The 23,677-nt window shown below is 53.4% G+C and carries 19 protein-coding genes; 16 read left to right on the forward strand and 3 right to left on the reverse strand.

Features of this window, described 5'->3' with window-relative positions; translation table 11 throughout:
• Positions 1-43: 43 nt before the first annotated feature.
• The gene (gene queF, locus ACP3TC_RS03710; RefSeq protein ID WP_426817545.1) at positions 44-889 is read right to left on the reverse strand and encodes an NADPH-dependent 7-cyano-7-deazaguanine reductase QueF; all 846 of its coding nucleotides are present in this window, start codon (positions 887-889) and stop codon (positions 44-46) included.
• Between the two features lie 213 nt (positions 890-1,102).
• Between queF and syd the strand changes: the two genes are divergently transcribed.
• The 5 genes from syd (at position 1,103) to ACP3TC_RS03735 (ending at position 3,831) form a co-directional block, all read left to right on the forward strand.
• On the forward strand, positions 1,103-1,645 hold the full coding sequence (gene syd, locus ACP3TC_RS03715) for a SecY-interacting protein (protein ID WP_313853476.1): 543 nt from the start codon (positions 1,103-1,105) through the stop codon (positions 1,643-1,645).
• Positions 1,646-1,812: 167 nt separating this feature from the next.
• Positions 1,813-2,010 (forward strand): hypothetical protein, encoded by a 198-nt coding sequence (locus ACP3TC_RS03720; RefSeq protein WP_313853475.1) that lies wholly within the window; start codon positions 1,813-1,815, stop codon positions 2,008-2,010.
• Positions 2,011-2,264: 254 nt separating this feature from the next.
• Complete coding sequence (locus ACP3TC_RS03725; RefSeq protein ID WP_313853474.1) at positions 2,265-2,594, forward strand: YqcC family protein; 330 nt, start codon at positions 2,265-2,267, stop codon at positions 2,592-2,594.
• Positions 2,594-3,373 (forward strand): tRNA pseudouridine(65) synthase TruC, encoded by a 780-nt coding sequence (gene truC, locus ACP3TC_RS03730; protein ID WP_313853473.1) that lies wholly within the window; start codon positions 2,594-2,596, stop codon positions 3,371-3,373. Before ACP3TC_RS03725 ends, truC begins: the two co-directional genes overlap by 1 nt.
• A gap of 11 nt (positions 3,374-3,384) precedes the next feature.
• Positions 3,385-3,831 carry a flavodoxin gene (locus tag ACP3TC_RS03735; protein WP_313853472.1) on the forward strand — a complete coding sequence of 149 codons (447 nt, stop codon included), beginning with the start codon at positions 3,385-3,387 and terminating at the stop codon, positions 3,829-3,831.
• A 36-nt stretch (positions 3,832-3,867) separates the two neighbouring features.
• Here the strand turns inward: ACP3TC_RS03735 and garD are convergent, their stop codons facing one another.
• Positions 3,868-5,427 carry a galactarate dehydratase gene (gene garD / locus ACP3TC_RS03740; RefSeq protein WP_426817546.1) on the reverse strand — a complete coding sequence of 520 codons (1,560 nt, stop codon included), beginning with the start codon at positions 5,425-5,427 and terminating at the stop codon, positions 3,868-3,870.
• Positions 5,428-5,945: 518 nt separating this feature from the next.
• On the opposite strand from garD, the gene ACP3TC_RS03745 reads away from it, so the two are divergent.
• The 6 genes from ACP3TC_RS03745 to ACP3TC_RS03770 all read left to right on the forward strand — a co-directional run bounded on the left by ACP3TC_RS03745 (position 5,946) and on the right by ACP3TC_RS03770 (position 12,956).
• The gene (locus ACP3TC_RS03745) at positions 5,946-7,292 is read left to right on the forward strand and encodes an MFS transporter (protein WP_313853468.1); all 1,347 of its coding nucleotides are present in this window, start codon (positions 5,946-5,948) and stop codon (positions 7,290-7,292) included.
• A gap of 9 nt (positions 7,293-7,301) precedes the next feature.
• Entirely contained in the window at positions 7,302-8,639 is a 1,338-nt protein-coding gene (locus tag ACP3TC_RS03750) for an enolase C-terminal domain-like protein (RefSeq protein ID WP_426817547.1), read from the forward strand.
• Positions 8,640-8,668: 29 nt separating this feature from the next.
• Entirely contained in the window at positions 8,669-10,009 is a 1,341-nt protein-coding gene (gene gudD / locus ACP3TC_RS03755; protein WP_313853466.1) for a glucarate dehydratase, read from the forward strand.
• Between the two features lie 48 nt (positions 10,010-10,057).
• Positions 10,058-10,828, forward strand: coding sequence for a 2-dehydro-3-deoxyglucarate aldolase (gene garL / locus ACP3TC_RS03760; RefSeq protein WP_426817548.1), 771 nt, complete (start codon positions 10,058-10,060; stop codon positions 10,826-10,828).
• 25 nt (positions 10,829-10,853) lie between these two features.
• A complete protein-coding gene (garR, locus tag ACP3TC_RS03765; protein WP_313853464.1) occupies positions 10,854-11,738 on the forward strand; it encodes a 2-hydroxy-3-oxopropionate reductase in 885 nt (294 codons plus the stop codon).
• 72 nt (positions 11,739-11,810) lie between these two features.
• Positions 11,811-12,956, forward strand: a complete 1,146-nt coding sequence (locus tag ACP3TC_RS03770) for a glycerate kinase (protein WP_426817549.1) — start codon at positions 11,811-11,813, stop codon at positions 12,954-12,956.
• 53 nt (positions 12,957-13,009) lie between these two features.
• Here the strand turns inward: ACP3TC_RS03770 and barA are convergent, their stop codons facing one another.
• On the reverse strand, positions 13,010-15,751 hold the full coding sequence (gene barA, locus ACP3TC_RS03775; RefSeq protein ID WP_426817550.1) for a two-component sensor histidine kinase BarA: 2,742 nt from the start codon (positions 15,749-15,751) through the stop codon (positions 13,010-13,012).
• Positions 15,752-15,858: 107 nt separating this feature from the next.
• On the opposite strand from barA, the gene rlmD reads away from it, so the two are divergent.
• From rlmD to eno, 5 genes are all read left to right on the forward strand, one after another.
• The gene (gene rlmD, locus ACP3TC_RS03780; protein ID WP_313853460.1) at positions 15,859-17,175 is read left to right on the forward strand and encodes a 23S rRNA (uracil(1939)-C(5))-methyltransferase RlmD; all 1,317 of its coding nucleotides are present in this window, start codon (positions 15,859-15,861) and stop codon (positions 17,173-17,175) included.
• A gap of 33 nt (positions 17,176-17,208) precedes the next feature.
• Positions 17,209-19,446: a GTP diphosphokinase gene (relA, locus tag ACP3TC_RS03785; protein ID WP_313853459.1), complete on the forward strand. Its 2,238-nt coding sequence runs from the start codon at positions 17,209-17,211 to the stop codon at positions 19,444-19,446.
• Positions 19,447-19,500: 54 nt separating this feature from the next.
• The gene (mazG, locus tag ACP3TC_RS03790; RefSeq protein ID WP_426817551.1) at positions 19,501-20,283 is read left to right on the forward strand and encodes a nucleoside triphosphate pyrophosphohydrolase; all 783 of its coding nucleotides are present in this window, start codon (positions 19,501-19,503) and stop codon (positions 20,281-20,283) included.
• A gap of 269 nt (positions 20,284-20,552) precedes the next feature.
• Positions 20,553-22,190 (forward strand): glutamine hydrolyzing CTP synthase, encoded by a 1,638-nt coding sequence (gene pyrG, locus ACP3TC_RS03795; protein WP_313853457.1) that lies wholly within the window; start codon positions 20,553-20,555, stop codon positions 22,188-22,190.
• Positions 22,191-22,318: 128 nt separating this feature from the next.
• Positions 22,319-23,614 carry a phosphopyruvate hydratase gene (gene eno, locus ACP3TC_RS03800; RefSeq protein ID WP_313853455.1) on the forward strand — a complete coding sequence of 432 codons (1,296 nt, stop codon included), beginning with the start codon at positions 22,319-22,321 and terminating at the stop codon, positions 23,612-23,614.
• The last annotated feature ends 63 nt before the right edge of the window (positions 23,615-23,677 follow it).

Below are 23,677 nucleotides of genomic sequence, written 5' to 3' on the forward strand. Positions count from 1 at the left end.
CTGATTCCTGAAGCGGTTAACCGGCCTGCGAGATATCTCGCAATTACTGGCGAACCAGCCGTGAATGCGACGGTATAAAATCGCAATTGCTACGCCACGGGTTGATGTCAAGACCACCGCGGCGGGTATAACGCGCATAAACCGACAGCGTTTCCGGCTGGCAGAAGCGCTGGATATCATTGAAAATACGCTCAACACACTGCTCGTGGAATTCGTTGTGGTGGCGGAAAGAGACCAGATAACGCAATAGCGCTTCGCGATCGATGCGCGGGCCACGGTAGCGGATCTGCACTGAACCCCAGTCGGGCTGATTGGTGATCAGGCAATTAGATTTCAGCAGGTGGCTGACCAACGTTTCTGACACCACCTCACTCGAGGTGGCATTTTCCAGGTAGTCAGCATTGAACTGATAGTTATCAATGGTGATGTCCTGTTCATCAATGCAGTTGCCGTCAAAATGCCCCATCGGCTGCCCTTCAATTTCCTGCAGACGAAACAGCGCCACACTGACGTCACCCTGCGCGCAGGCGCTGAGATCGCGCTCAAGCGTCTGACGCACTTCGCCCCAGTCGGCGAACGGCGTCTGATTAAAGCTGTTGAGATAGAGCTTAAAGCTTTTTGACTCTATCAGATTAAGGCTGCTGGCATTCAGCACCACTTCGCCGATGGCAACCTGCGGTACGCCTTTGTTGTTAAGCCATGACAGCTCATACAGCGTCCAGATATCGGCACCGCTAAACGGTAAATAGTCCGGATAGAGGCCGAGCGGCTCGCGGTTCATACTGCGTGGTACCGCCTGCAATAAACTGGCGTCGTAACTGTCATGATATTCTGTTGCTTTACCCAGGGTCAGGCCGTGCAAAGCCAGGTGCTGATCGTGTGTAGACATACTCTTACCTTAATTGCCCGCTCTGCGGGCTAAACTGTCGAATCCACCTTCATAACTGAAGCAGCAGCGATGTTCACTGATCCGCATCACTGACCTCTGTCAGCCGAGGGTGACGCGCTGCCTTACCGCAACGCCAATCTCTTTAGGTATACTAATCGCTGATACCAGGGTTTATAAGTGTAACTTAGCTGGCCAACAGTGAGAAAATTAAAGATGGAACAGACCACCCAAGCGCTGACCGATTTTACCACCCGCTACTGTGAGTTCTGGCAGCAGCAGTGCGGACATCCGCCCGCCAGCGCAGCGTTGTATGGGGTGGCATCTCCCTGTATTACACAAACGCTTGATGACGAAATCTTCTGGCAGCCGCAGCCGTTTACGCTGGCCAAAAATCTTGATGCGATTGAGCGCGCCATCGGATTGCAACTTCAGCCCGCGCTGGTGGCATTCTATACCACACAATTTGCTGGTGACATGTCAGCTCAGTTGAACGGAAATGAACTGTCTCTGGTACAGGTTTGGAGCGAAGAGGACTTCGTCAGGGTGCAGGAAAACCTGATTGGGCACCTGGTGATGAAGCGTCGACTAAAACAGACGCCCACGCTATTTATCGCTACAACTGAGTCTGAATTGGAGGTGATTTCACTATGTAATCTCAGTGGTGAAGTGATTATTGAGCAATTAGGCAAAAATAAGCGTGAAATCCTCGCCGGTTCAATAACGGATTTTCTCAAGTTATTACAACCTGTTAGATGATCCTTTTTGCGATATTGCCTTATGTTTTTGTGAGATATCTCTTACATGGAGTGTGAGAGATCGCCAGAAAATCCATGTCGTTATTTCACTGTTAAAATGTGAAAATATTGTAAATCATGAGGTTAGGTTAGTCGGGTCATTCTGATGGTCGTAAGATGATGCCATAAATGCGGCAACTATCTTGTTTACTGGCGCTGATCTGGCAGAATGCCTGGCATCAGGAAGGATACTGTGGACTGGACGACATCAGGATGATGTCTCTTCAGGATGAAGCGGAACAACATCCGGACGATGCATGGAAAGGCTTCAGGAAGAAGCAAGGATATCTCAGGATGAGATATGGACACCTCCAGGAAGGAGAATGAGAGCTATACCAGGATGGTGTGGTGGGCCAGGATGCCAAAGGAGTGTAAGCCGGGATGGCTTAGGGTGTCAGGATGGCACACAGGAAAAGTTTTCAAGGATGAGCAGGGAGCACAAAAGTAGCTGGAGCGCTGCAAACGAACCGGGAGCACTGTTTATACAGTGCTCCCTTTTTTTTGTTCATCCTTTTTACCCGCTCGTCGCGGAGTGTTATTCTTGCCGCCCATTTTTATTGTCTCTTCACCAGAGGTTGCCGATGAGTCGTGAACAACAGGTTCGCCAACGTTTGCTGGACATAGCCCAGATCATGCAGGACAACGGATTGTGGCAAAGCAGCGCGCCAGATACTGCGGCGTTTAACAGTACCGAGCCTTTCAGCGTCGACACCATGTTGCCACTGGAGTGGTTGCAATGGGTGCTACTGCCGCGCATGCAGGCCTTGCTGGATGCCAACGCGCCACTACCGAAAAACTTCGCGATCACCTCTTATTACGAAGAGGCGCTGGAAGCCAGTGTATCCGGCCGCGTGCTGCTGCTGAGCCAGCTGAAAGCGCTGGATGATCTTTTCACGGACAGCGCCCACTGATGCTGGAAATTATTTATCAGGATGAACACCTGGTCGCGGTGAACAAGCCCGCAGGCTGGTTGGTTCACCGCAGCTGGCTCGATCGCAAAGAGAAAGTCGTCGTGATGCAAACGGTACGCGACCAGATTGGTCAGCACGTATTTACTGCCCATCGCCTCGACCGACCGACTTCTGGCGTGCTGTTGATGGGGCTGTCGAGTGAGGTTGGCCGTTTGTTGTCGCAGCAGTTTGAGCAACATCAGATGCAGAAAACCTATCATGCACTGGTACGTGGCTGGCTTGATGGCGAAGAGCGCATTGACTATCCGCTGACGGAAGAGCTGGACAAAATTGCTGATAAGTTCGCCTCGGGCGATAACGCGCCAAAGTCGGCGGTTACCGATTATCGTTCCGTTGCGCAGGTCGAGATGCCGTATGCGATTGGCCGCTATGATTGCGCGCGCTACACGCTGGTCGAGCTGCAGCCACACACCGGGCGTAAGCATCAGTTGCGCCGTCATATGTCGCATCTGCGCCATCCGATTATTGGCGACAGCGCACACGGTGACTTAAAGCAGAATCGCGGCGCAGCGCAGCACTTTGGCTGTCAGCGCCTGATGCTGCATGCCAGCAGTCTGGCGCTTAACCATCCGGTGACCGGGCAGCCGCTGGTGATTCGCGCCGGGCTGGATGATATCTGGCAAAAGATGATGCAGCAGTTCGGCTGGCAGCATTGTCTCCCTGATGTTCCGAGGGTTGAGTTTGCCGCGACAGCAAGTCAGGATAGTGCATCAATCTAAGGAGATAAGTTATGGCGCAGGTGGGTATTTTTGTCGGAACCGTTTACGGTAATGCACTGTTGGTGGCAGAAGAGGCGGAGCCAGTTCTTCAGCAGGCCGGCCATCAGGTAAAGATTTTTGAGGACGCCACGCTGGCGGACTGGCAGCAGTACAGCGACCATGTCGCGCTGATTATTACCTCCACCACCGGTCAGGGTGATTTTCCCGACAGTATCGCGGCGCTGTATCATGCGGTCAGGGATCAGCTGGGCCATCAGCCGCAGCTGCAATACGGTGTGATTGCGCTTGGCGACAGTAGCTATGACCATTTCTGCGGCGCGGGCAAAAGCTTTGATCAGTTGTTGCAGGAACACGGCGCTAAGCGGGTGGGTGAACTGCTGACCATTGATGCGATGGAAAATCCTGAGCCAGAAGCGGTTACCACGCCATGGGTTGAAGCCTGGGCAAAACTGATCTGATTTGTTGGGGCCGCATTGGCTGGCCCCGTAAAAATCTCAGGTCACCGGAGCCGGATTAAACACTGCCAGCGCATTGCGAATTCCCCAGCGATCGGACCAGGTCTGCTGCCTGCCGCTGGCAATCTCCAGAATTAACTCAAACAGACGCCAGCCAACCTGCTCAATGGTTTCTTCGCCAGTAGCAATGGTGCCGGCGTTAATATCCATTAAGTCATGCCAGCGCTCTGCCAACGCATTTCGCGTTGCCATTTTGATCACCGGAATCGCCGCCAGGCCGTATGGCGTGCCGCGTCCGGTGGTAAACACCTGCAGGGTAATGCCGGAAGCCATTTGCTGAGTGCCGCAAACGAAATCACTGGCGGGAGTTGCCGCGTAGATTAGGCCGCGTTGAGTCGGGCGCTGACCGGGCGAAAGTACCTCAACAATCGGGCTACGGCCTGATTTGGCAATCGATCCCAGCGCTTTTTCCACTACGTTAGCCAGCCCACCTTTTTTATTGCCCGGCGACGGATTAGCGCTGCGGTCGGTTTGTCCCTGACTTAGGTAGTCGTCATACCATGCCATCTCTTCCAGCAGACGTTTACCGACGGCCTCATTGACCACGCGCGGCGTCAGCAGATGGATTGCATCCCGTACTTCGGTGACTTCAGAAAACATCACCGTGGCACCGCAGCGCACCAGCAGATCGGAGGCGAAGCCGACCGCAGGATTAGCGGTAACGCCGGAAAAGGCGTCACTGCCGCCGCACTGCATGCCGACTATCAGTTCTGATGCCGGGCACTGTTGGCGCTGGCGCTGGTTCAGCCGCTGCAAATGGCGTTCAGCTACCTGTAAAATTTCCTGCACCATTGCCTGAAAGCCAACCAGCTTCTCATCTTGTAAGCGCACAATATCCTGCTCATCAAGCGAGATAACCTGTACGTCTTCGGTGCCGGTCAGTAGTTTCTCCGGCTGCAATTTCTCACAGCCGAGACCGACCACCATCACTTCACCGCCAAAGTTAGCGTTAAGCGCCAGATTATGAATTGTGCGAATTGGCACTACTGCTGCCGGTGCATTGATCGCGACCCCGCAGCCATACAGGTGATTCAGCGCGACTACGCCGTCGACGTTGGGATAACGCGGCAGCAGCTCGCGCTCGATAATCGCTACCACGTAATCCACCACCCCGGCGACGCAATGTACGCTGGTGGTAATTCCCAGCAGATTGCGGGTTCCGACACTGCCATCGGCGTTGCGATAGCCAGCAAAGGTGTAACCTTCCAGCGCTGGCAGCGCGTCGGGTACGCGGTTAGCCAGCGGTAAACTGGCCAGTGGTGGTGCTTCGGGTAGCGCTACCAGCGATTCTTCAATCCAGCTGCCCTGCGCGATATCACGCAGCGCATAACCAATCACTTCGCCGTAACGAATAATATTACCGCCGCAGGCGATTGGATTTAACGCCACTTTATGTCCCTGTGGAACATGTTCAGTTAATTGCAGGCCGCAGTTAAACGTGGTGCCTGCCGGCAGACCATTATTATTCACTACAATCGCCACGTTATCGGTTTCATGCACCTTTATATACAACGGTACTTCATCAGTTATTTTATTCATTGCTCTAATGTCCTGTTTTTTATCTGCAGGTACAGGCTTTTGGAATACGGGTTACTGCCACGACATCAATCATATTTGCTGAAAGAAAGTATATGTTGCGCTGGCTGCCGCAGACACTATGCAAATGTCGGTGTTTACGCCTCTCTGACGCCTTGATTTCGTGCAAATCTACTAAGGCAAGAGAAGGTGCTCACAAACAAAAGCCAGCAAAATCACAGTGTGCGGCAAATCTCACTGAAAAAACCAATTCCGTGAGCGGTCGCGCATCGTATTGTGCAAGTGCAAAAAAATAGGGCTTAAAACATCTTTAATATCATGCAGAGTTCTAATGTGCCGTTGGCGCGGGCTTCTTATACTTCTTCTCGTGTTGAACGTTAGGTTATTCACCACGCTGCGTAATCAAAGTATTTGCTAATAAATAAATCGCTGTGTTTAACCCAACATCATTCTGATACCCACGCATGGTGTCTGTTGTTCAGAGTGAAAGTAGCTAACTGCTCTATTTTCAGGAGTACATCATGAATTCTGTGAGCCAGGCCGCGAGCGCAGTACAAAAGCGAACCAACGCGCGCTATTGGATAGTGGTGATGTTATTTATCGTCACTTCATTTAACTATGGTGACCGCGCCACGCTGTCTATTGCCGGTTCCTCGATGGCAAAAGAGATAGGGCTGGACCCGGTCGGCATGGGTTACATCTTCTCCGCTTTTTCCTGGGCATACGTTATTGGTCAGATTCCAGGGGGCTGGCTGCTAGACCGTTTTGGTTCCAAGCGCGTCTACTTCTGGAGCATTTTCATCTGGTCACTGTTCACTCTGTTACAGGGCTTCGTCGATATCTTCAGCGGCTTCGGCATTATCGTGGCGCTGTTTGCCCTGCGTTTTCTGGTCGGGCTGGCCGAAGCACCCTCGTTTCCGGGCAACAGCCGCATCGTTGCGGCCTGGTTCCCGGCGCAGGAGCGTGGCACCGCTGTGGCGATTTTTAACTCGGCACAATATTTTGCCACGGTAATTTTTGCGCCGATTATGGGCTGGCTGACCTCTGAAGTGGGCTGGGCACACGTGTTCTGGTTTATGGGCGGGCTTGGCATCATTCTCAGTTTTGTCTGGCTGAAAGTGATTCATGATCCTAACGACCATCCGGGGGTTAATAAAGCCGAGCTGGAATATATGGAGCAGGGCGGTGCGCTGATCAATATGGATCAGAAAAAGGATGAGCGAAAAGTCAGCTGGAACGAAAAAATGTTCCAAATCAAGCAGCTGGTTACTTCACGTATGATGATCGGCATCTACCTCGGCCAGTACTGCATCAATGCCATGACCTACTTCTTTATCACCTGGTTCCCGGTTTATCTGGTGCAGGCGCGCGGGATGTCGATCCTCAAAGCCGGCATTATCGCTTCCGTTCCGGCCATATGCGGTTTCCTCGGTGGCGTGCTGGGCGGGATTATCTCTGACTGGCTGATGCGCAAAACGGGTTCGCTGAATATTGCCCGTAAAACCCCGATTGTACTGGGCATGTTGCTGTCGATTTCGATGGTTATCTGTAACTACGTCGATACCGAGTGGATGGTGGTGTTCTTTATGGCGACCGCGTTCTTCGGTAAAGGCATCGGTGCGCTGGGCTGGGCGGTAATGGCTGATACCGCACCGAAAGAGATCAGTGGTCTGAGTGGCGGATTGTTCAATATGTTTGGTAACGCCTCCGGCATCATCACGCCGATTGCCATCGGTTACATCATTGCCACTACCGGTTCTTATAACGGGGCGCTGATTTATGTCGGTATCCACGCTTTTGTGGCGGTACTCAGCTATCTGGTACTGGTCGGTGATATCAAACGTATCGAACTGAGAGTGAAAGCTTAAGGAGTCTGCATGAGCACGCAAAGCACGCCGGTGATCACTGATATGAAAGTTATCCCGGTCGCCGGTTATGACAGCATGCTGCTGAATATCGGTGGCGCACACGGCGCCTTCTTCACCCGCAATATTGTGGTGCTGACCGACAGTGCCGGTCATACCGGCGTCGGTGAAGCGCCGGGCGGCGAAGTGATTTATCAGACGCTGGTCGATGCTATCGATCGGGTTAAAGGACACGAAGTGGCGCGGATGAACCGGCTGGTGCAGCAGGTGCATCAGGGGAATCAGTCAGCTGATTTCGATACCTTTGGAAAAGGTGCCTGGACTTTCGAACTGCGGGTGAATGCGGTGGCGGCGCTGGAAGCAGCCCTGTTGGATCTGCTTGGCCAGTGCCTGAATGTACCGGTAGCCGAGCTACTGGGGCCGGGCCAGCAGCGCGATGAAGTGACGGTGCTGGGCTATCTGTTCTATATCGGTGACCGGGAAAAAACCGATCTGCCTTACCTGCGCGGGGAAAGCGCCAGTCACGACTGGTATCACCTGCGCCACCAGCAAGCAATGGACAGCGCGGCGATTGTGCGGCTGGCCGAGGCGGCGCAGGACAAATATGGCTTCAAAGATTTCAAGTTGAAAGGCGGCGTACTGCGTGGTGAACAGGAAATCGATGCGGCTAAAGCGCTGAAAAAGCGCTTTCCTGATGCGCGTATTACCGTCGACCCCAACGGTGCCTGGCTACTGGACGAGGCGATTGCCCTGTGCAAAGGGATGCAGAATGTCCTGACCTATGCCGAAGATCCCTGCGGGGCTGAGCAGGGCTATTCCGGGCGCGAAGTGATGGCGGAGTTTCGGCGCGCCACCGGCTTGCCGGTAGCGACCAATATGATCGCTACCAACTGGCGTGAGATGAATCACGCGCTAATGCTGAATGCGGTGGATATTCCACTGGCTGATCCGCACTTCTGGACGCTGAGCGGCGCGGTGCGCGTGGCGCAGCTGTGCGATGAGTGGGGCCTGACCTGGGGCTGTCACTCCAATAATCATTTCGATATTTCGCTGGCGATGTTTACCCATGTCGGTGCCGCTGCGCCGGGCAAGCCGACCGCAATTGATACTCACTGGATCTGGCAGGAAGGCGACCAACGGCTCACCAAACAGCCGCTGCAAATTCGCAATGGCAAGATTGCGGTGCCGGATAAGCCGGGGCTGGGAATTGAACTGGACTGGCAGCGGGTCGAACAGGCACACGCGCTGTTTAAGAAGCTACCGGGTGGCTCACGCAACGATGCTGCGGCGATGCAGTATCTGGTTCCCGACTGGAAATTTGATCGTAAGCGTCCGGCATTTGGCCGCTGAACCGCTATCTGAATAAAAGGATAACCGTTATGAATCAACAGAGTGCGACACCATTAATTAAATCACTTCAGGTCATTCCGGTGGCCGGTTACGACAGTATGCTGCTGAATCTGAGTGGTGCGCATGCGCCATTCTTTACCCGTAACATTGTGATTATAAAAGATAATGCCGGACATACCGGCGTCGGTGAAATTCCCGGTGGCGAGAAAATTCGCCAGACTTTGGTTGAGTCGGAAGCCCTGCTGACCGGTAAAGGTATTGGTGAGTACAAAAACCTGCTGAGCGAAGTGCGCAACACCTTTGCCGATCGCGATGCCAGCGGACGCGGTAACCAGACTTTCGATTTGCGCACCACGATACATGTGGTGACCGGTATTGAAGCGGCGCTGCTCGATCTGTTGGGCCAGCACCTGGGCGTCAATGTCGCCAGCTTATTAGGCGATGGTCAGCAGCGCGATCGCGTAGAGATGCTGGGCTATCTGTTTTACGTTGGCGACCGCCGTAAAACCTCACTGCCATATCAGAGCCAGAGCGACGAGCAGTGCGACTGGTATCGTCTGCGCCACGAAGAGGCCCTGACGCCAGACAGCGTGGTGCGGCTGGCCGAAGCGGCATATGAAAAATACGGCTTTAATGACTTTAAATTAAAGGGTGGGGTGCTGGCAGGCAGTGAAGAAGCCGAAGCGGTCACCGCGCTGGCAAAACGCTTTCCGCAGGCACGGATTACCCTCGATCCGAATGGTGCATGGTCGCTGAATGAAGCGATTGAATTAGGGAAGCAGTTACGTGGGGTACTGGCCTATGCTGAAGATCCTTGCGGGGCTGAACAGGGGTATTCCGGGCGTGAAGTGATGGCGGAGTTCCGTCGCGCCACCGGTTTGCCGACGGCCACCAATATGATTGCCACCGACTGGCGGCAGATGGGGCATACGCTCTCTTTACAGTCGGTGGATATTCCGCTGGCCGATCCGCATTTCTGGACCATGCAAGGTTCGGTTCGCGTTGCGCAAATGTGTCACGACTTCGGCCTGACCTGGGGTTCTCACTCAAATAACCATTTCGATATTTCGCTGGCGATGTTTACCCATGTTGCCGCCGCCGCGCCGGGCACTATTACCGCCATTGATACCCACTGGATTTGGCAGGAGGGCAATCAGCGCCTGACCAGACAACCTCTGCAAATCAAGGGCGGCATGGTGCAGGTACCGCAACAGCCGGGGCTGGGCGTCGAGCTGGATATGGATCAGGTGATGAATGCCCATGCGCTGTATCTAAAACATGGTCTTGGCGCACGCGATGATGCGCAGGCGATGCAGTTCCTGGTGCCTGACTGGCGCTTTGATAATAAACGTCCTTGTCTGGTGCGCTAAACCTTATGGCCGTGCCGATGCCGTGCGGCCAAATTTACAGGAGTGATTATGAGCGAGACACATTATCCCAACCGTTTTCGTCAGCGCCTGCTGAGCGGTGAAACCTTGATCGGCAGCTGGTGTGGGCTGGCGAATCCAATTACCACCGAAGTGTTGGGATTAGCCGGATTTGACTGGTTATTGCTGGACGGTGAGCACGCACCCAACGACATCACCACTTTTGTCCCACAGCTGATGGCGCTGAAAGGCAGCCCGAGCGCGCCAGTTGTGCGTCCGCCGTGCAATGAGCCGGTGATTATTAAGCGCCTGCTGGATATCGGTTTTTATAACCTGTTGATTCCGTTCGTTGAAACGGAAGAGGAAGCGCGGCGGGCGGTCGCTTCTACGCGGTATCCACCGGCGGGTATTCGTGGCGTCTCGGTTTCGCACCGCAGCAATATGTATGGCAGCCAGGCAGATTACAATCTGACGATTAATGACAACATCAGCGTGCTGGTGCAGATCGAAACTCAGCAGGCGGTGGATAACATTGATGCCATTGCTGCGGTTGACGGGGTTGATGGCATTTTCGTCGGCCCGGGCGATCTCTCTGCGGCGCTCGGTTATCTCGGCCAGCCGGCACATCCTGAAGTGGTAAAAGTCATTAAGTATATTTTTGACCGCGCCAAAGCCGCCGGCAAACCGAGTGGCATTCTGGCACCGGTGGAGGCTGATGCCCGTCGTTACCTCGAGTGGGGTGCCGGTTTCGTGGCGGTAGGCAGTGATTTAGGCGTATTTCGTGCCGCCACTCAGGCGTTGTGCGACCGTTTTAAAAAATAACTGAATAATCAGGGGAGACGCAGCAATGAAAATTGGATTTATTGGTCTTGGCATCATGGGTAAGCCAATGAGTAAAAACCTGCTGAAGGCGGGTTACAGCGTGGTGGTGCGCGATCACAATGTCGAAAATGAGGCTGAACTGGTCGATGCCGGTGCCACCGTGGCGAAAAGCGCTAAAGCGGTAGCGGAACAGTGTGAAGTGATCATTACCATGCTGCCAAATTCGCCGCAGGTTAAGCAGGCGGCGCTGGGTGAAGATGGCATTATTGACGGTGCGAAGCCGGGCACAGTAGTGATCGATATGAGCTCTATCGCGCCGCTTGCCAGCCGTGAAATTCATGATGAGCTGGCGAAGAAAAATATTCGCCTGCTGGATGCGCCGGTCAGCGGCGGTGAACCTAAAGCGATCGACGGCACGCTGTCGGTAATGGTCGGCGGTGATAAAGCGTTGTTTGATCAATGTTATGACATCATGAAAGCGATGGCCGGTTCGGTGGTGCATACCGGTGAAATTGGTGCCGGCAATGTGACCAAGCTGGCGAATCAGGTGATTGTGGCGCTGAATATTGCCGCGATGTCCGAGGCGCTGACGCTGGCTACTAAAGCCGGAGTTAATCCGGATCTGGTGTATCAGGCTATTCGCGGTGGACTGGCAGGCAGCACGGTGCTGGATGCCAAAGCGCCAATGGTGATGGATCGTAACTTCAAGCCGGGTTTTCGTATCGATTTGCATATCAAAGACCTCGCCAATGCGCTGGATACTTCCCACGGCGTCGGCGCGCAGCTGCCGCTGACCGCCGCGGTAATGGAGATGATGCAGGCGTTAAAAGCCGATGGTCTGGGCACTGCCGACCACAGCGCACTGGCCTGCTATTATGAGAAGTTAGCCAGGGTTGAAGTCTCACGGTAATACAGCCATTCGGCGTCTGGCCGCGCCGATGGATTGTCTTTTTCGACCAGCTCAACAGCGCTCGGACAACCTATGAAAATAGTTATCGCACCGGATTCATATAAAGAGAGTTTATCCGCCTTACAGGTCGCCACGGAGATAGAGGCGGGCTTTCGTGAAATTTTTCCTGACGCGCAATACGTGAAGCTGCCGGTTGCGGATGGCGGCGAAGGAACGGTTGAAGCGATGGTGGCGGCGACGGAGGGGAAGATTGTCAGGCTGAACGTGACCGGCCCGCTGGGTGAGCAGGTCGAAGCGTTTTATGGTCTTTCCGGTGATGAAAGCTGTGCCTTTATCGAAATGGCCGCCGCCAGCGGCTTAGAGCTGGTACCGGCGGCGCAGCGCGATCCGTTAATTACCACCTCATGGGGAACCGGTGAACTGATCCGCAATGCGCTGGATAACGGCGTGCAGCATTTTATTATTGGCATCGGCGGCAGTGCGACTAATGATGGCGGCGCAGGGATGGTGCAGGCGCTTGGCGCACGGCTGCTGGATAAGCAGGGTCAGCAAATTGGTTATGGCGGTGGTGAGCTTACTCAGCTGGACAGCATTGATATCAGCCAGCTGGATAAGCGCATCCGTGATTGCCGGTTTGAAGTCGCCTGTGACGTGACCAATCCCCTGACCGGTGATGAAGGCGCATCGGCAGTTTTCGGCCCGCAGAAGGGAGCGACGCCGCAGCTGGTGGCACAGCTGGATCGGGCACTGGAACACTATGCGAAAATTATTCAGCGCGATCTGAATATCGATGTGCTGCATGTGCCGGGCGGTGGTGCTGCCGGTGGTATGGGCGCCGCGCTACAGGCTTTTTGCCATGCGGAACTGCGCCGCGGCATTGAGATAGTTACCGAGGCACTGGGTCTGGACGCACTGGTGCAGGACGCCACGCTGGTGATTACCGGCGAGGGGCGTATCGACAGTCAGACCATTCACGGTAAGGTGCCGATCGGCGTGGCAAAAGTGGCGAAGCGCTATAACAAGCCGGTTATTGGTATTGCCGGTAGCCTGACCGAAGATGTCGGAATAGTACACCAGCATGGTCTGGATGCGGTTTTCAGTGTGATCTACAGTATTTGTACGCTGGAAGAGGCGCTGGATAACGCTGCAGAGAATGTGCGGATGACCGCGCGTAATATTGCCGCGAGTATCGCGATTGGGCGCGCGACAGGCAATTAACACCCGCCGCGGTGGGTGGCGTAGGGGAGCCGTTATCGGCTCCCACTCTGCGGTCAGGCTTGCGGCAACAGCCGACTCAACACTTCTTTCGCCAATCCAACCACATTTTCCATCTCATCCAGTAACTCCAGCAGCTCTGGCTCGATGGTTATGAGGTCGGCATCCAACCGTAGATGATGCTCAAGCTGCTGACACAATTGCTTCAGTCGGGGCACGCCGCTGTAACTGGCGCTGCCGTGCAGCTTGTGAATCATGTCACGCAGGCCGATGGTGTTATTATCACGCAGATTTTGCTCAACTTTTTCTCGTACTTCCGGCAGAAAATCGACCAGCATTTGCAACAGATCGCGCGCCAGATCGGTTTTGTTGGCCGCCTGTCGCAGCGCCAGCTGCCAGTCGAGAGAAGGAGAAACCTGCGGCAGCAGTGGCATGTCGCGTTGCACACCCGGAGAATAACGCGCCAGCAGATGGCTGAGTTTTACCTCATCAATCGGTTTAGCCAGATAATCATTCATGCCCGCTTTAATCAGCCGCTCGCGTTCGCCATCAATGGCATGAGCGGTAACGGCAACAATCGGAGTATTAACGTGCTGTGGCAGCTCACGAATGATTTCACTGGCGCGAATGCCGTCGATTTCCGGCATCTGAATATCCATCAGAATAATATCCAGCTTCTGCGCGCGCGCCTGCTTAATCGACTTCTCACCGCTGTCACATAACACGATATGGTCAACCTGCTCTTCGAGTAAGGCGCCGATCAGTTTCAGGTTGGCCGGATTATCATCCACTGCCATTACCGTCAGTGGCAGGCGGCTGCGTACCGGCAGATCGTAGAGTTTACGCGCCAGCAGATCGAGAAACAGCGGGATCAGGCGCGTCATTGACACTGGCTTAATCATGCAGCCATCAACACCACGCGCTTTTAGCTCTTCAGCATAAATCTGCATCTGGCACGGCAGCGCCAGAATCAAGCAATCGGTGCGCTCCAGTAATGAATCCAGCAGTTCATCCGAAATCTCCGTATTCTGGCTTTGCATTACCGGAATTCCCATCAGCAGCACATCGTAATGGCTTTCCGACAAGCCGTTAATCGAGGTGCTGTAGCTGACGCACATTGGGGTCGCGCTGAGAATATCCAGCGTAGCCTGTGCAGCCGCCGGGTTGGCTTCAACATAAGCCATGCGCTTACCTTGCAGGCAGTCAAGCGCCCGTGGATCGCTGGCAGCGTTCGGATTAAGTTCCAGATTGACGTGAAACCAGAAGGTTGAACCGTGATTCAGCCTGCTGTGAAAAGAGATATCACCACCCATTTCATTGACCAGCTTTTGCGTAATCACCAGCCCTAATCCGGTACCGCCGTGGCGGCGGGAGATACTGGCATCAGCCTGACGAAATGCCTGGAACAGCTGCGACTGCTGCTTTTCCGAAATGCCTATGCCGGTGTCATGCACCTGAACTTCCAGTTCGATCTTGTTATTGCCCTGCGATCGTTTTTCAATGCGGATATCGATGTTGCCGCGTTCGGTAAACTTAATCGCATTCCCCAGCAGGTTGGTGACAATTTGCTGCAGGCGTAGCGGATCGCCAATGACGTTATCCGGCACGTCGCCCTGAATATTGATGGTCAGCTCCAGACCTTTCTCATGAGCGGCCTGAGCCAGCAGCACTACGGTTTCATCCAGCGTGGCGCGCAGCGGGAATGGAATGGTTTCCAGCACCAGTTTGCCAGCTTCCAGCTTCGAAAAGTCGAGAACGTCGTTAATAATGCTGAGCAGGTTATTGGCCGAGCGCTCAATGGTATGCATATAGTCACGCTGGGTGACGTTAAGCGGCGTTTTCAGCGTCTGGCGGGTAAAACCAATGACTCCGTTGAGCGGAGTTCGCAATTCATGCGACATATTGGCGAGGAATTCAGATTTAATACGCGCCGCTTCCTGAGCGCGCTTCTTCGCCAGGTCGAGCTCTACGTTCTGAATCTCCATCTGTTCCAGCGTTTCACGCAGATCGGAGGTGGCCTGATCGATATTTTGCTGCATCTCTTCGTGATAGGCGGTCAGCGACATTGCCATCGAGTTGATACCGTTTTTCAGCACGTCCAGCTCGCCAAGCATATAGCCCTCGACCCGGCTGTCGAGCTGGCCACGTCGGATGCGGTCTACGGTACTGACCATATTGCGAATCGGCCCGGTCACGTCGCGCATCAGACGGTAGGCAAACAGCATGGCGATACACAGGCAGAACAGCAGCAGCAGGGTAGAGATAAATACCTCTTTGTACTGCTGTAAACGCACCGATTGCAGATCCAGTTCAATGGCGACATAGCCGAGTGGATTACCGGTCGGTTTAGCATCGTGCCCTGGTGACTCATCGGGATAATAACTTTCCGAGACAATCGGCGTGCGCAGGATCATTGCGTTGCCGCGTCGCTCTATTGAGATTGAGGTAGGAAGCTTCTGATTGTCGGGAATGCGCAACAGATCGGGATTAAGCTGATAATTCGAGGTGACGAACAGCTGATTTTTATCATTAAACACGGTTATGGCACGCACGATATCCGAGTGGCGGCGATGCAGCAGGCTGACTAACTGACGCACCGATTCGCGACTGTGAAACGTCATGCCATATTCACTGGCGACCGCCAGCGGTTCAATAATATTGGCACCTGCATCCACCAGCTGGCGCTGCAATTCGTTATAGCGGTGAACGACAAAAAAGGTACTGAGCAGCAGCCCGATCATTAAGGTCGGTGCCAGTATTAAAATCATCATTCTTGCCCGCAGGCTGTATTTGGTCATGGATTTCCAATATGCGACAATAGAATTATCTACGTCCGGGCTTTCATCGCGAACATCACTGTTCCGCCAGCTCACCGTATCTACGAATTCAGAGACTTAATTTTATAATGGCGCAATTCTACTCTGCAAAACGGCGCGTGACGACCCGCCAGATAATTACTGTCACCGTTGATGAACTTGATCCCTTCGGACAAGGCGTGGCTCGCCATAATGGCAAGGCGCTGTTTATCAGCGGCGCACTGCCCGGAGAGCAGGTCGAGGTCGATATCACCGAAGATAAACGCCAGTTTTCCCGTGGCAAAGCCAGGCGCATTTTAACTGCCAGTGAGCAGCGGGTTAAGCCGCTCTGCCCGCATTTTACCCAATGTGGAGGTTGTCAGCAGCAACATGCCGCGCTGCCGTTGCAGCAACAGAGTAAAGCCCGTGCGCTGGCACGCATGCTGTCGCGTGAATCCGCTCAGCCGGTCGCAGTGGATGAAATCATCGGCGGCAGTGCTTACGGCTATCGCCGTCGTGCACGGCTTGGGCTTAATTATCAGCCGAAAAGTCAGAGTTTGCAGATGGGTTTTCGTAAAGCGGCATCAAACGATCTGGTTAATATCACCCAGTGCCCCATTTTGAAGCCCGAACTTAATGCATTAATTCAGCCATTGCATCAGTGTCTTAGCAGTTTACAGGCGGTGCGACGCCTTGGTCATGTTGAGCTGGTACTGGCGGATAACGGTCCACTGCTGGTTTTACGCCATCTTGATAAACTTAATGCCGCTGACAGGTTAAAACTGGAACAGTTTTCGCATAAGCACCAGCTGGCGCTGTTTCTTGCCGCCGATAGCGACAGCCTGGAGCAGGTCAGTGGCGAAATGCCTTATTATCAGTCAGATAGTATGAAACTGACGTTCAGCCCACGCGATTTTATCCAGGTCAACGATCGGGTGAATCAGCAAATGGTGGCGCAGGCATTGGCGTGGCTGGATCTGCAAGCGGATGACAAGGTGCTGGATCTGTTTTGCGGTATGGGCAACTTCACGCTTCCGCTGGCAAAATCAGTACAAAATGTTGTTGGTGTGGAAGGTGTTGCAGCATTAGTCGCTAAGGGTGCGTATAATGCTCAACTTAATAATCTGAGTAATGTGACGTTTTATCATCAAAATCTTGAGGAAGATGTCACACGCCAGCCCTGGGCGGCGCAAGGATTTACAAAAGTGTTACTGGATCCCGCCAGAGCGGGGGCACCGGGTGTGATGCAACATATTATCAAACTTGCACCGCAACGCGTTGTCTATGTTTCTTGTAATCCGACTACACTTGCCCGTGATAGTCAGGAATTACTGACATCCGGTTACCAACTGGAAAGGGTCGCGATGCTCGATATGTTCCCACATACCGGCCATCTTGAGTCCATGGTGCTGTTCAGCAAAACGTAGTGCCCGAACGAACGGGCTTTGCCAGGAGAGGATATGGTTGCGGTAAGAAGTGCACATTTGAATACGGCTGGCGAGTTTGCGCTCGACCAATGGATCACCAGTTTGGGGATCTCAAACCAGCAGTCATGTGAACGACTGGCCGAAACCTGGCGATATTGCGAAGCTGCCACCAGCGGACATGCCGATCAGGCAATTTTACTGTGGCGCGGCATCGAAATGGTGGAAATCCTGACGATGCTGAGCATGGACAATGACAGCCTGCGCAGCGCCTTGCTGTTCCCGCTGGCGGATGCGGGGGTCGTCACTGAAGACGTCCTCGAAGAGAAGTTTGGCAAAGCTATCGTCTTGCTGGTGCATGGCGTACGCGATATGGATGCCATTCGTCAGCTTAAAGCCACCCATAACGACTCAATGGCCTCAGAGCAGGTGGATAATGTCCGCCGCATGCTGCTGGCGATGGTGGAAGATTTCCGCTGCGTGGTGATTAAACTTGCAGAGCGTATTGCCCATCTGCGTGAAGTCAAAGATGCGCCGGAAGATGAGCGCGTGCTGGCGGCCAAAGAGTGTACCAATATCTATGCACCGCTGGCTAACCGCCTCGGGATTGGTCAGCTGAAATGGGAGCTGGAGGATTTCTGCTTCCGTTATCTGCATCCTGAAGAATATAAGCGCATTGCCAAACTGCTGCATGAGCGCCGCATCGACCGTGAACAGTATATCGATACCTTTGTCGACAATCTGCGTACTGAGATGGCGAAAGAGGGCGTGAAGGCCGAAGTTTATGGCCGCCCGAAGCATATCTACAGTATCTGGCGCAAAATGCAGAAGAAGTCGCTGGCCTTTGATGAACTGTTTGACGTGCGTGCCGTACGCATTGTTGCCGAGCGTTTACAGGACTGCTACGGCGCGCTTGGCACGGTACATACGCTGTACCGCCATTTACCCGACGAATTCGATGATTATGTGGCGAATCCAAAGCCTAACGGCTATCAGTCGATTCACACCGTGGTATTAGGTCCGCAGGGTAAAACCGTAGAGATTCAGATCCGTACGCGCCAGATGCATGAAGATGCCGAGCTGGGCGTGGCGGCACACTGGAAGTACAAAGAGGGGCCGTCTGCCAGCCAGGGCCGCAGTGGCGCTTCCGGCCATGAAGAGCGCATTGCCTGGCTACGTAAACTGATCGCCTGGCAGGAAGAGATGGCGGATTCCGGTGAAATGCTGGATGAAGTACGCAGCCAGGTATTTGACGATCGTGTGTATGTGTTTACGCCAAAAGGTGATGTGGTCGATCTGCCGGCCGGTTCAACGCCGCTCGACTTCGCTTATCATATTCACAGTGATATCGGTCATCGCTGCATCGGTGCCAAAATCGGTGGGCGTATCGTGCCCTTCACCTATCAGCTGCAGATGGGCGATCAGATCGATATCATCACCCAGAAACAGCCGAACCCAAGCCGTGACTGGCTTAATCCTAACCTCGGCTATGTCACCACCAGTCGCGGGCGCTCGAAGATTCACGCCTGGTTCCGCAAGCAGGATCGTGACAAAAATATTGTTGCCGGCCGCCAGATCCTCGACAACGAACTGGATCAGCTGGATATCAGCCTGAAAGAAGCAGAAAAACTGCTGTTACCGCGCTATAACGTCAATAGCCTCGATGAGCTGCTGGCGGCGATTGGCGGCGGCGATATTCGTCTCAATCAGATGAGCAACTTCCTGCAATCGAAGCTGAATAAGCCGAGCGCCGAAGAGGAAGATCGCGAAGCGCTGCGCCAGTTGACGCAGAAAACGCAATCGGCCACGCCGCGCTCTAAAGAGAGCGGCAGGGTAGTGGTGGAGGGCGTTGGTAATCTGATGCATCACATTGCCCGCTGCTGCCAGCCGATTCCCGGCGACGATATCGTTGGCTTTATCACCCAGGGGCGAGGTATCTCCATTCACCGCGCCGACTGTGACCAGCTGGCTGAGCTGATCGATCATGCGCCGGAACGAATTGTTGATGCGGTTTGGGGGGAAAGTTACTCCAGCGGTTACTCGCTGGTGGTACGGGTTACCGCCAACGATCGCAGCGGGCTGTTGCGGGATATCACCACCATTCTGGCCAATGAAAAGGTCAATGTGCTCGGCGTATCCAGCAGGAGCGATACCAAAAAGCAGCTGGCTACCATCGATATGGATATCGAAATCTATAACCACCAGGTACTGAGCCGCGTACTGGCACGACTGAATCAGTTGCCGGATATTATTGACGCCAGACGGTTACACTAATTCCAGGATGGGAGCCGAAAGCGGCTCCCGACACAATAAATTTCAAGGACCTCAATGAACGCTCTCGATCGCCTGCTGGGCATCATGAAAACCCTGCGCGATCCGCAGAACGGCTGCCCGTGGGATCGCCAACAAACCTTCGCCACCATCGCTCCTTACACGCTGGAAGAAACCTATGAAGTGCTGGACGCCATCCAGCGCGAAGATTTTGCCGATTTGCGCGGCGAGCTTGGCGATCTGCTGTTTCAGATCGTGTTTTACGCGCAAATGGCCAGCGAGCAAGGCCAGTTCAACTTCGACGATATTTGCCACGCCATCAGCGATAAAATGGAACGCCGTCATCCGCATATTTTTGGCGATGCACAGCCGGCAGACAGCGAACAGCGAGTGGCGCAGTGGGAACGCAACAAAGCGGCCGAACGTGCTGAGAAAGCACAGCATTCGGCGCTGGATGATATTCCTGATGCGATGCCTGCGCTGATGAAAGCCTATAAAATACAGAAGCGTTGTAGCGCGGTCGGTTTTGACTGGGACTCGCTGGGCCCGGTGTTGGGAAAAGTGCACGAAGAGATTGATGAAGTGATGCACGAAGCGCAGCAGGCGGTAGTGGACGAAGAGAAGCTGGAGGAGGAGATTGGCGATTTGTTATTTGCCACCGTTAATCTTTCGCGCCATCTCGGCAGCAAGGCGGAAACGGCACTGCAAAAAGCCAACCGTAAATTCGAACGTCGCTTCCGTCAGGTCGAACACATTATTGCCGAAAGAGGGCTGACGATGAGCGAAGCCACTCTTGAGCAGATGGAAGAAGCCTGGCAACAAATCAAGCAGCGAGAATAGTATTGCTCCAGCGGCGGCCTTTTCGCCGCCGCTGCTGAGTATTTACCCAATTTCATTTTCACTAACTCGATTCAGCAAAAAATATTTTAACAAGGTTATTATGACCAAAATCAATCTGGCTAACGGCTTAGTGCGATAATTTAGTCTGATAAATACGGCGGCGCGCACACAACCAGAAACGATCAATTGTGGGCTCAGGGGGTTTCAAGTATACTGTTTTCCCGTCCTGGTTATTCCATCGTCTTTAAACCTAAACTCTCAGGTTCAGCATGACAACGAATTATATTTTTGTGACCGGCGGGGTCGTATCCTCTCTGGGCAAAGGCATTGCCGCAGCCTCACTGGCCGCTATCCTCGAAGCTCGTGGTCTTAACGTGACCATCATGAAACTGGACCCGTATATCAACGTGGATCCGGGCACCATGAGCCCTACACAGCACGGTGAAGTCTTTGTTACCGATGACGGCGCTGAAACCGATCTGGATTTAGGTCACTACGAGCGTTTCATCCGTACCAAAATGTCACGCCGCAACAACTTTACCACTGGCCGTATCTACTCTGAAGTGCTGCGTAAAGAACGCCGCGGCGACTATCTGGGTGCGACCATCCAGGTTATTCCGCACATCACCAATGCCATCAAAGAGCGCATCATTGAAGGCGGCGAAGGTCATGACGTTGTACTGGTCGAAATCGGCGGTACCGTTGGTGATATCGAATCGCTGCCATTCCTTGAAGCAATTCGCCAGATGGCGGTTGAAGTTGGCCGCGAGCATACGCTGTACATGCACCTGACACTGGTGCCGTACATGGCGGCAGCGGGTGAAGTGAAAACCAAGCCGACCCAGCACTCGGTTAAAGAGCTGCTGTCGATTGGTATCCAGCCAGACGTGCTGATCTGCCGTTCCGATCGTGCGGTACCCGCCAATGAACGTGCGAAAATCGCGCTGTTCTGTAACGTGCCGGAGAAAGCAGTAATTTCTCTGAAAGACGTTGATTCTATCTATAAAATCCCAGGCATGTTGAAATCACAGGGCCTTGACGATTATATTTGTAAACGATTCAGCCTGAACGCGCCGGAAGCTAATCTGTCCGAGTGGGAGCAGGTAATTTATGAAGAAGCCAATCCGGGCGGTGAAGTCACCATCGGAATGGTCGGCAAATATGTTGAATTGCCGGATGCCTATAAATCAGTGATTGAAGCACTGAAGCATGGCGGCCTGAAGAATCGTGTTACCGTCAATATCAAGCTGATCGACTCGCAGGATGTTGAAACCCGAGGTGTCGAATTACTGAAAGATTTGGACGCTATCCTGATCCCGGGTGGTTTTGGTTACCGTGGTGTGGAAGGCAAGTTGATGACCGCGCAGTACGCGCGTGAGAACAATGTGCCTTACCTTGGTATCTGCTTAGGTATGCAGGTGGCACTGATGGAGTTCGCCCGCAATGTCGCAGGCATGGAAGGCGCAAACTCTACAGAATTTGTGCCAGACTGTAAGTATCCGGTAGTTGCGTTAATTACCGAATGGCGTGATGAAGAAGGCAATGTTGAAATGCGCTCCGAACAGAGCGATCTGGGCGGTACTATGCGCCTTGGCAGCCAACAGTGCCAGTTGACCGATGATAGCCTGGTTCGTCAGATGTATGGTTCTGACACCATTGTTGAGCGTCATCGTCATCGCTATGAAGTGAACAATATGCTGTTGAAGCAAATCGAAGCGGCTGGATTACGTGTTGCAGGTCGCTCCGGGGATGACCAACTGGTTGAGATCATTGAGATCCCGAACCATCCATGGTTTGTTGCGTGTCAGTTCCACCCGGAATTTACCTCAACACCTCGTGACGGGCACCCGCTGTTTGCCGGCTTCGTCAAAGCGGCAAGCGAGTACCAGAAGCGTTTAGCGAAATAATATAGCAACGCACGCGCACCAGCGATGCCGTACATTTCGAGCTGCAGCAATGCTGCTGCGGCTCGAAAGATAAAGGTTTAGTGTGTTGTTTGTCTGAGTCTTAGCTAACTTGTACTGAGGAAAATCTAATGTCCAAAATCGTTAAAGTCATCGGTCGCGAAATCATCGACTCTCGCGGTAACCCGACCGTTGAAGCTGAAGTTCATCTGGAAGGCGGCTTTGTAGGTATGGCAGCAGCGCCATCAGGTGCTTCTACCGGTTCTCGCGAAGCGCTGGAACTGCGTGACGGTGACAAATCTCGTTACCTGGGCAAAGGCGTAACCAAAGCCGTTGCCGCAGTAAATGGCCCAATCGCTGATGCGGTGAAAGGCAAAGATGCAAAAGACCAGGCAAACATCGATAAGATCATGATCGAGCTGGACGGCACCGAAAACAAATCTAACTTCGGCGCTAACGCTATTCTGGCGGTTTCTCTGGCTGCTGCGAAAGCTGCTGCTGCTTCTAAAGGCATGCCGCTGTATGAGCATATCGCTGAGCTGAACGGTACTGCGGGCAAATTCTCTATGCCTCTGCCAATGATGAACATCATCAATGGTGGTGAGCACGCCGACAACAACGTCGACATCCAGGAATTCATGATTCAGCCAGTGGGCGCGAAAACGCTGAAAGAAGCCGTGCGTATGGGTTCTGAAGTGTTCCACACCCTGGCGAAAGTACTGAAATCTAAAGGTATGGGTACTGCGGTTGGTGACGAAGGTGGCTATGCGCCAAACCTGGGTTCCAACGCTGAAGCACTGGCTGTTATCGCTGAAGCAGTTAAAGCAGCGGGCTACGAGCTGGGCAAAGACATCACTCTGGCGATGGACTGTGCAGCGTCTGAGTTCTACAAAGACGGTAAATACGTTCTGGCTGGCGAAGGCAACAAATCCTTCACTTCAGAAGAGTTTACCCACTTCCTGGAAGACCTGACCAAACAGTATCCAATCGTTTCTATCGAAGACGGTCTGGACGAATCTGACTGGGCGGGCTTTGCTTACCAGACCAAAGTTCTGGGCGACAAAATCCAGCTGGTTGGTGACGATCTGTTCGTGACCAACACCAAGATCCTGAAAGAAGGTATCGACAAAGGTATCGCTAACTCCATCCTGATCAAATTCAACCAGATCGGTTCTCTGACCGAAACGCTGGCTGCGATTAAAATGGCGAAAGATGCGGGCTACACTGCCGTTATCTCTCACCGTTCAGGCGAAACCGAAGATGCAACCATCGCTGACCTGGCGGTAGGTACTGCAGCTGGCCAGATCAAAACCGGTTCTATGAGCCGTTCTGACCGTGTTGCTAAGTACAACCAGCTGATTCGTATCGAAGAAGCGCTGGGCAGCCGTGCACCATTCAATGGCCTGAAAGAAGTTAAAGGTCAGTAATGGTTTTAATTCAGCGCTGACTCTTTGATTGAGCGCTGAGGAAAATCTGAAAAGCCTTATGCT

It is taken from the genome of Winslowiella sp. 2C04 (assembly GCF_050037805.1).
GTDB classification, from domain to species: Bacteria; Pseudomonadota; Gammaproteobacteria; order Enterobacterales; family Enterobacteriaceae; genus Erwinia; species Erwinia toletana_A.

Excerpts from the sequence above, each read along its gene's own strand:
- queF (WP_426817545.1), bottom strand. The coding sequence starts at position 889 with ATGTCTACACACGATCAGCACCTGGCTTTGCACGGCCTGACCCTGGGT.
- syd (WP_313853476.1), top strand. The coding sequence starts at position 1,103 with ATGGAACAGACCACCCAAGCGCTGACCGATTTTACCACCCGCTACTGT.
- ACP3TC_RS03720 (WP_313853475.1), top strand. The coding sequence starts at position 1,813 with ATGCGGCAACTATCTTGTTTACTGGCGCTGATCTGGCAGAATGCCTGG.
- ACP3TC_RS03725 (WP_313853474.1), top strand. The coding sequence starts at position 2,265 with ATGAGTCGTGAACAACAGGTTCGCCAACGTTTGCTGGACATAGCCCAG.
- truC (WP_313853473.1), top strand. The coding sequence starts at position 2,594 with ATGCTGGAAATTATTTATCAGGATGAACACCTGGTCGCGGTGAACAAG.
- ACP3TC_RS03735 (WP_313853472.1), top strand. The coding sequence starts at position 3,385 with ATGGCGCAGGTGGGTATTTTTGTCGGAACCGTTTACGGTAATGCACTG.
- garD (WP_426817546.1), bottom strand. The coding sequence starts at position 5,427 with ATGAATAAAATAACTGATGAAGTACCGTTGTATATAAAGGTGCATGAA.
- ACP3TC_RS03745 (WP_313853468.1), top strand. The coding sequence starts at position 5,946 with ATGAATTCTGTGAGCCAGGCCGCGAGCGCAGTACAAAAGCGAACCAAC.
- ACP3TC_RS03750 (WP_426817547.1), top strand. The coding sequence starts at position 7,302 with ATGAGCACGCAAAGCACGCCGGTGATCACTGATATGAAAGTTATCCCG.
- gudD (WP_313853466.1), top strand. The coding sequence starts at position 8,669 with ATGAATCAACAGAGTGCGACACCATTAATTAAATCACTTCAGGTCATT.
- garL (WP_426817548.1), top strand. The coding sequence starts at position 10,058 with ATGAGCGAGACACATTATCCCAACCGTTTTCGTCAGCGCCTGCTGAGC.
- garR (WP_313853464.1), top strand. The coding sequence starts at position 10,854 with ATGAAAATTGGATTTATTGGTCTTGGCATCATGGGTAAGCCAATGAGT.
- ACP3TC_RS03770 (WP_426817549.1), top strand. The coding sequence starts at position 11,811 with ATGAAAATAGTTATCGCACCGGATTCATATAAAGAGAGTTTATCCGCC.
- barA (WP_426817550.1), bottom strand. The coding sequence starts at position 15,751 with ATGACCAAATACAGCCTGCGGGCAAGAATGATGATTTTAATACTGGCA.
- rlmD (WP_313853460.1), top strand. The coding sequence starts at position 15,859 with ATGGCGCAATTCTACTCTGCAAAACGGCGCGTGACGACCCGCCAGATA.
- relA (WP_313853459.1), top strand. The coding sequence starts at position 17,209 with ATGGTTGCGGTAAGAAGTGCACATTTGAATACGGCTGGCGAGTTTGCG.
- mazG (WP_426817551.1), top strand. The coding sequence starts at position 19,501 with ATGAACGCTCTCGATCGCCTGCTGGGCATCATGAAAACCCTGCGCGAT.
- pyrG (WP_313853457.1), top strand. The coding sequence starts at position 20,553 with ATGACAACGAATTATATTTTTGTGACCGGCGGGGTCGTATCCTCTCTG.
- eno (WP_313853455.1), top strand. The coding sequence starts at position 22,319 with ATGTCCAAAATCGTTAAAGTCATCGGTCGCGAAATCATCGACTCTCGC.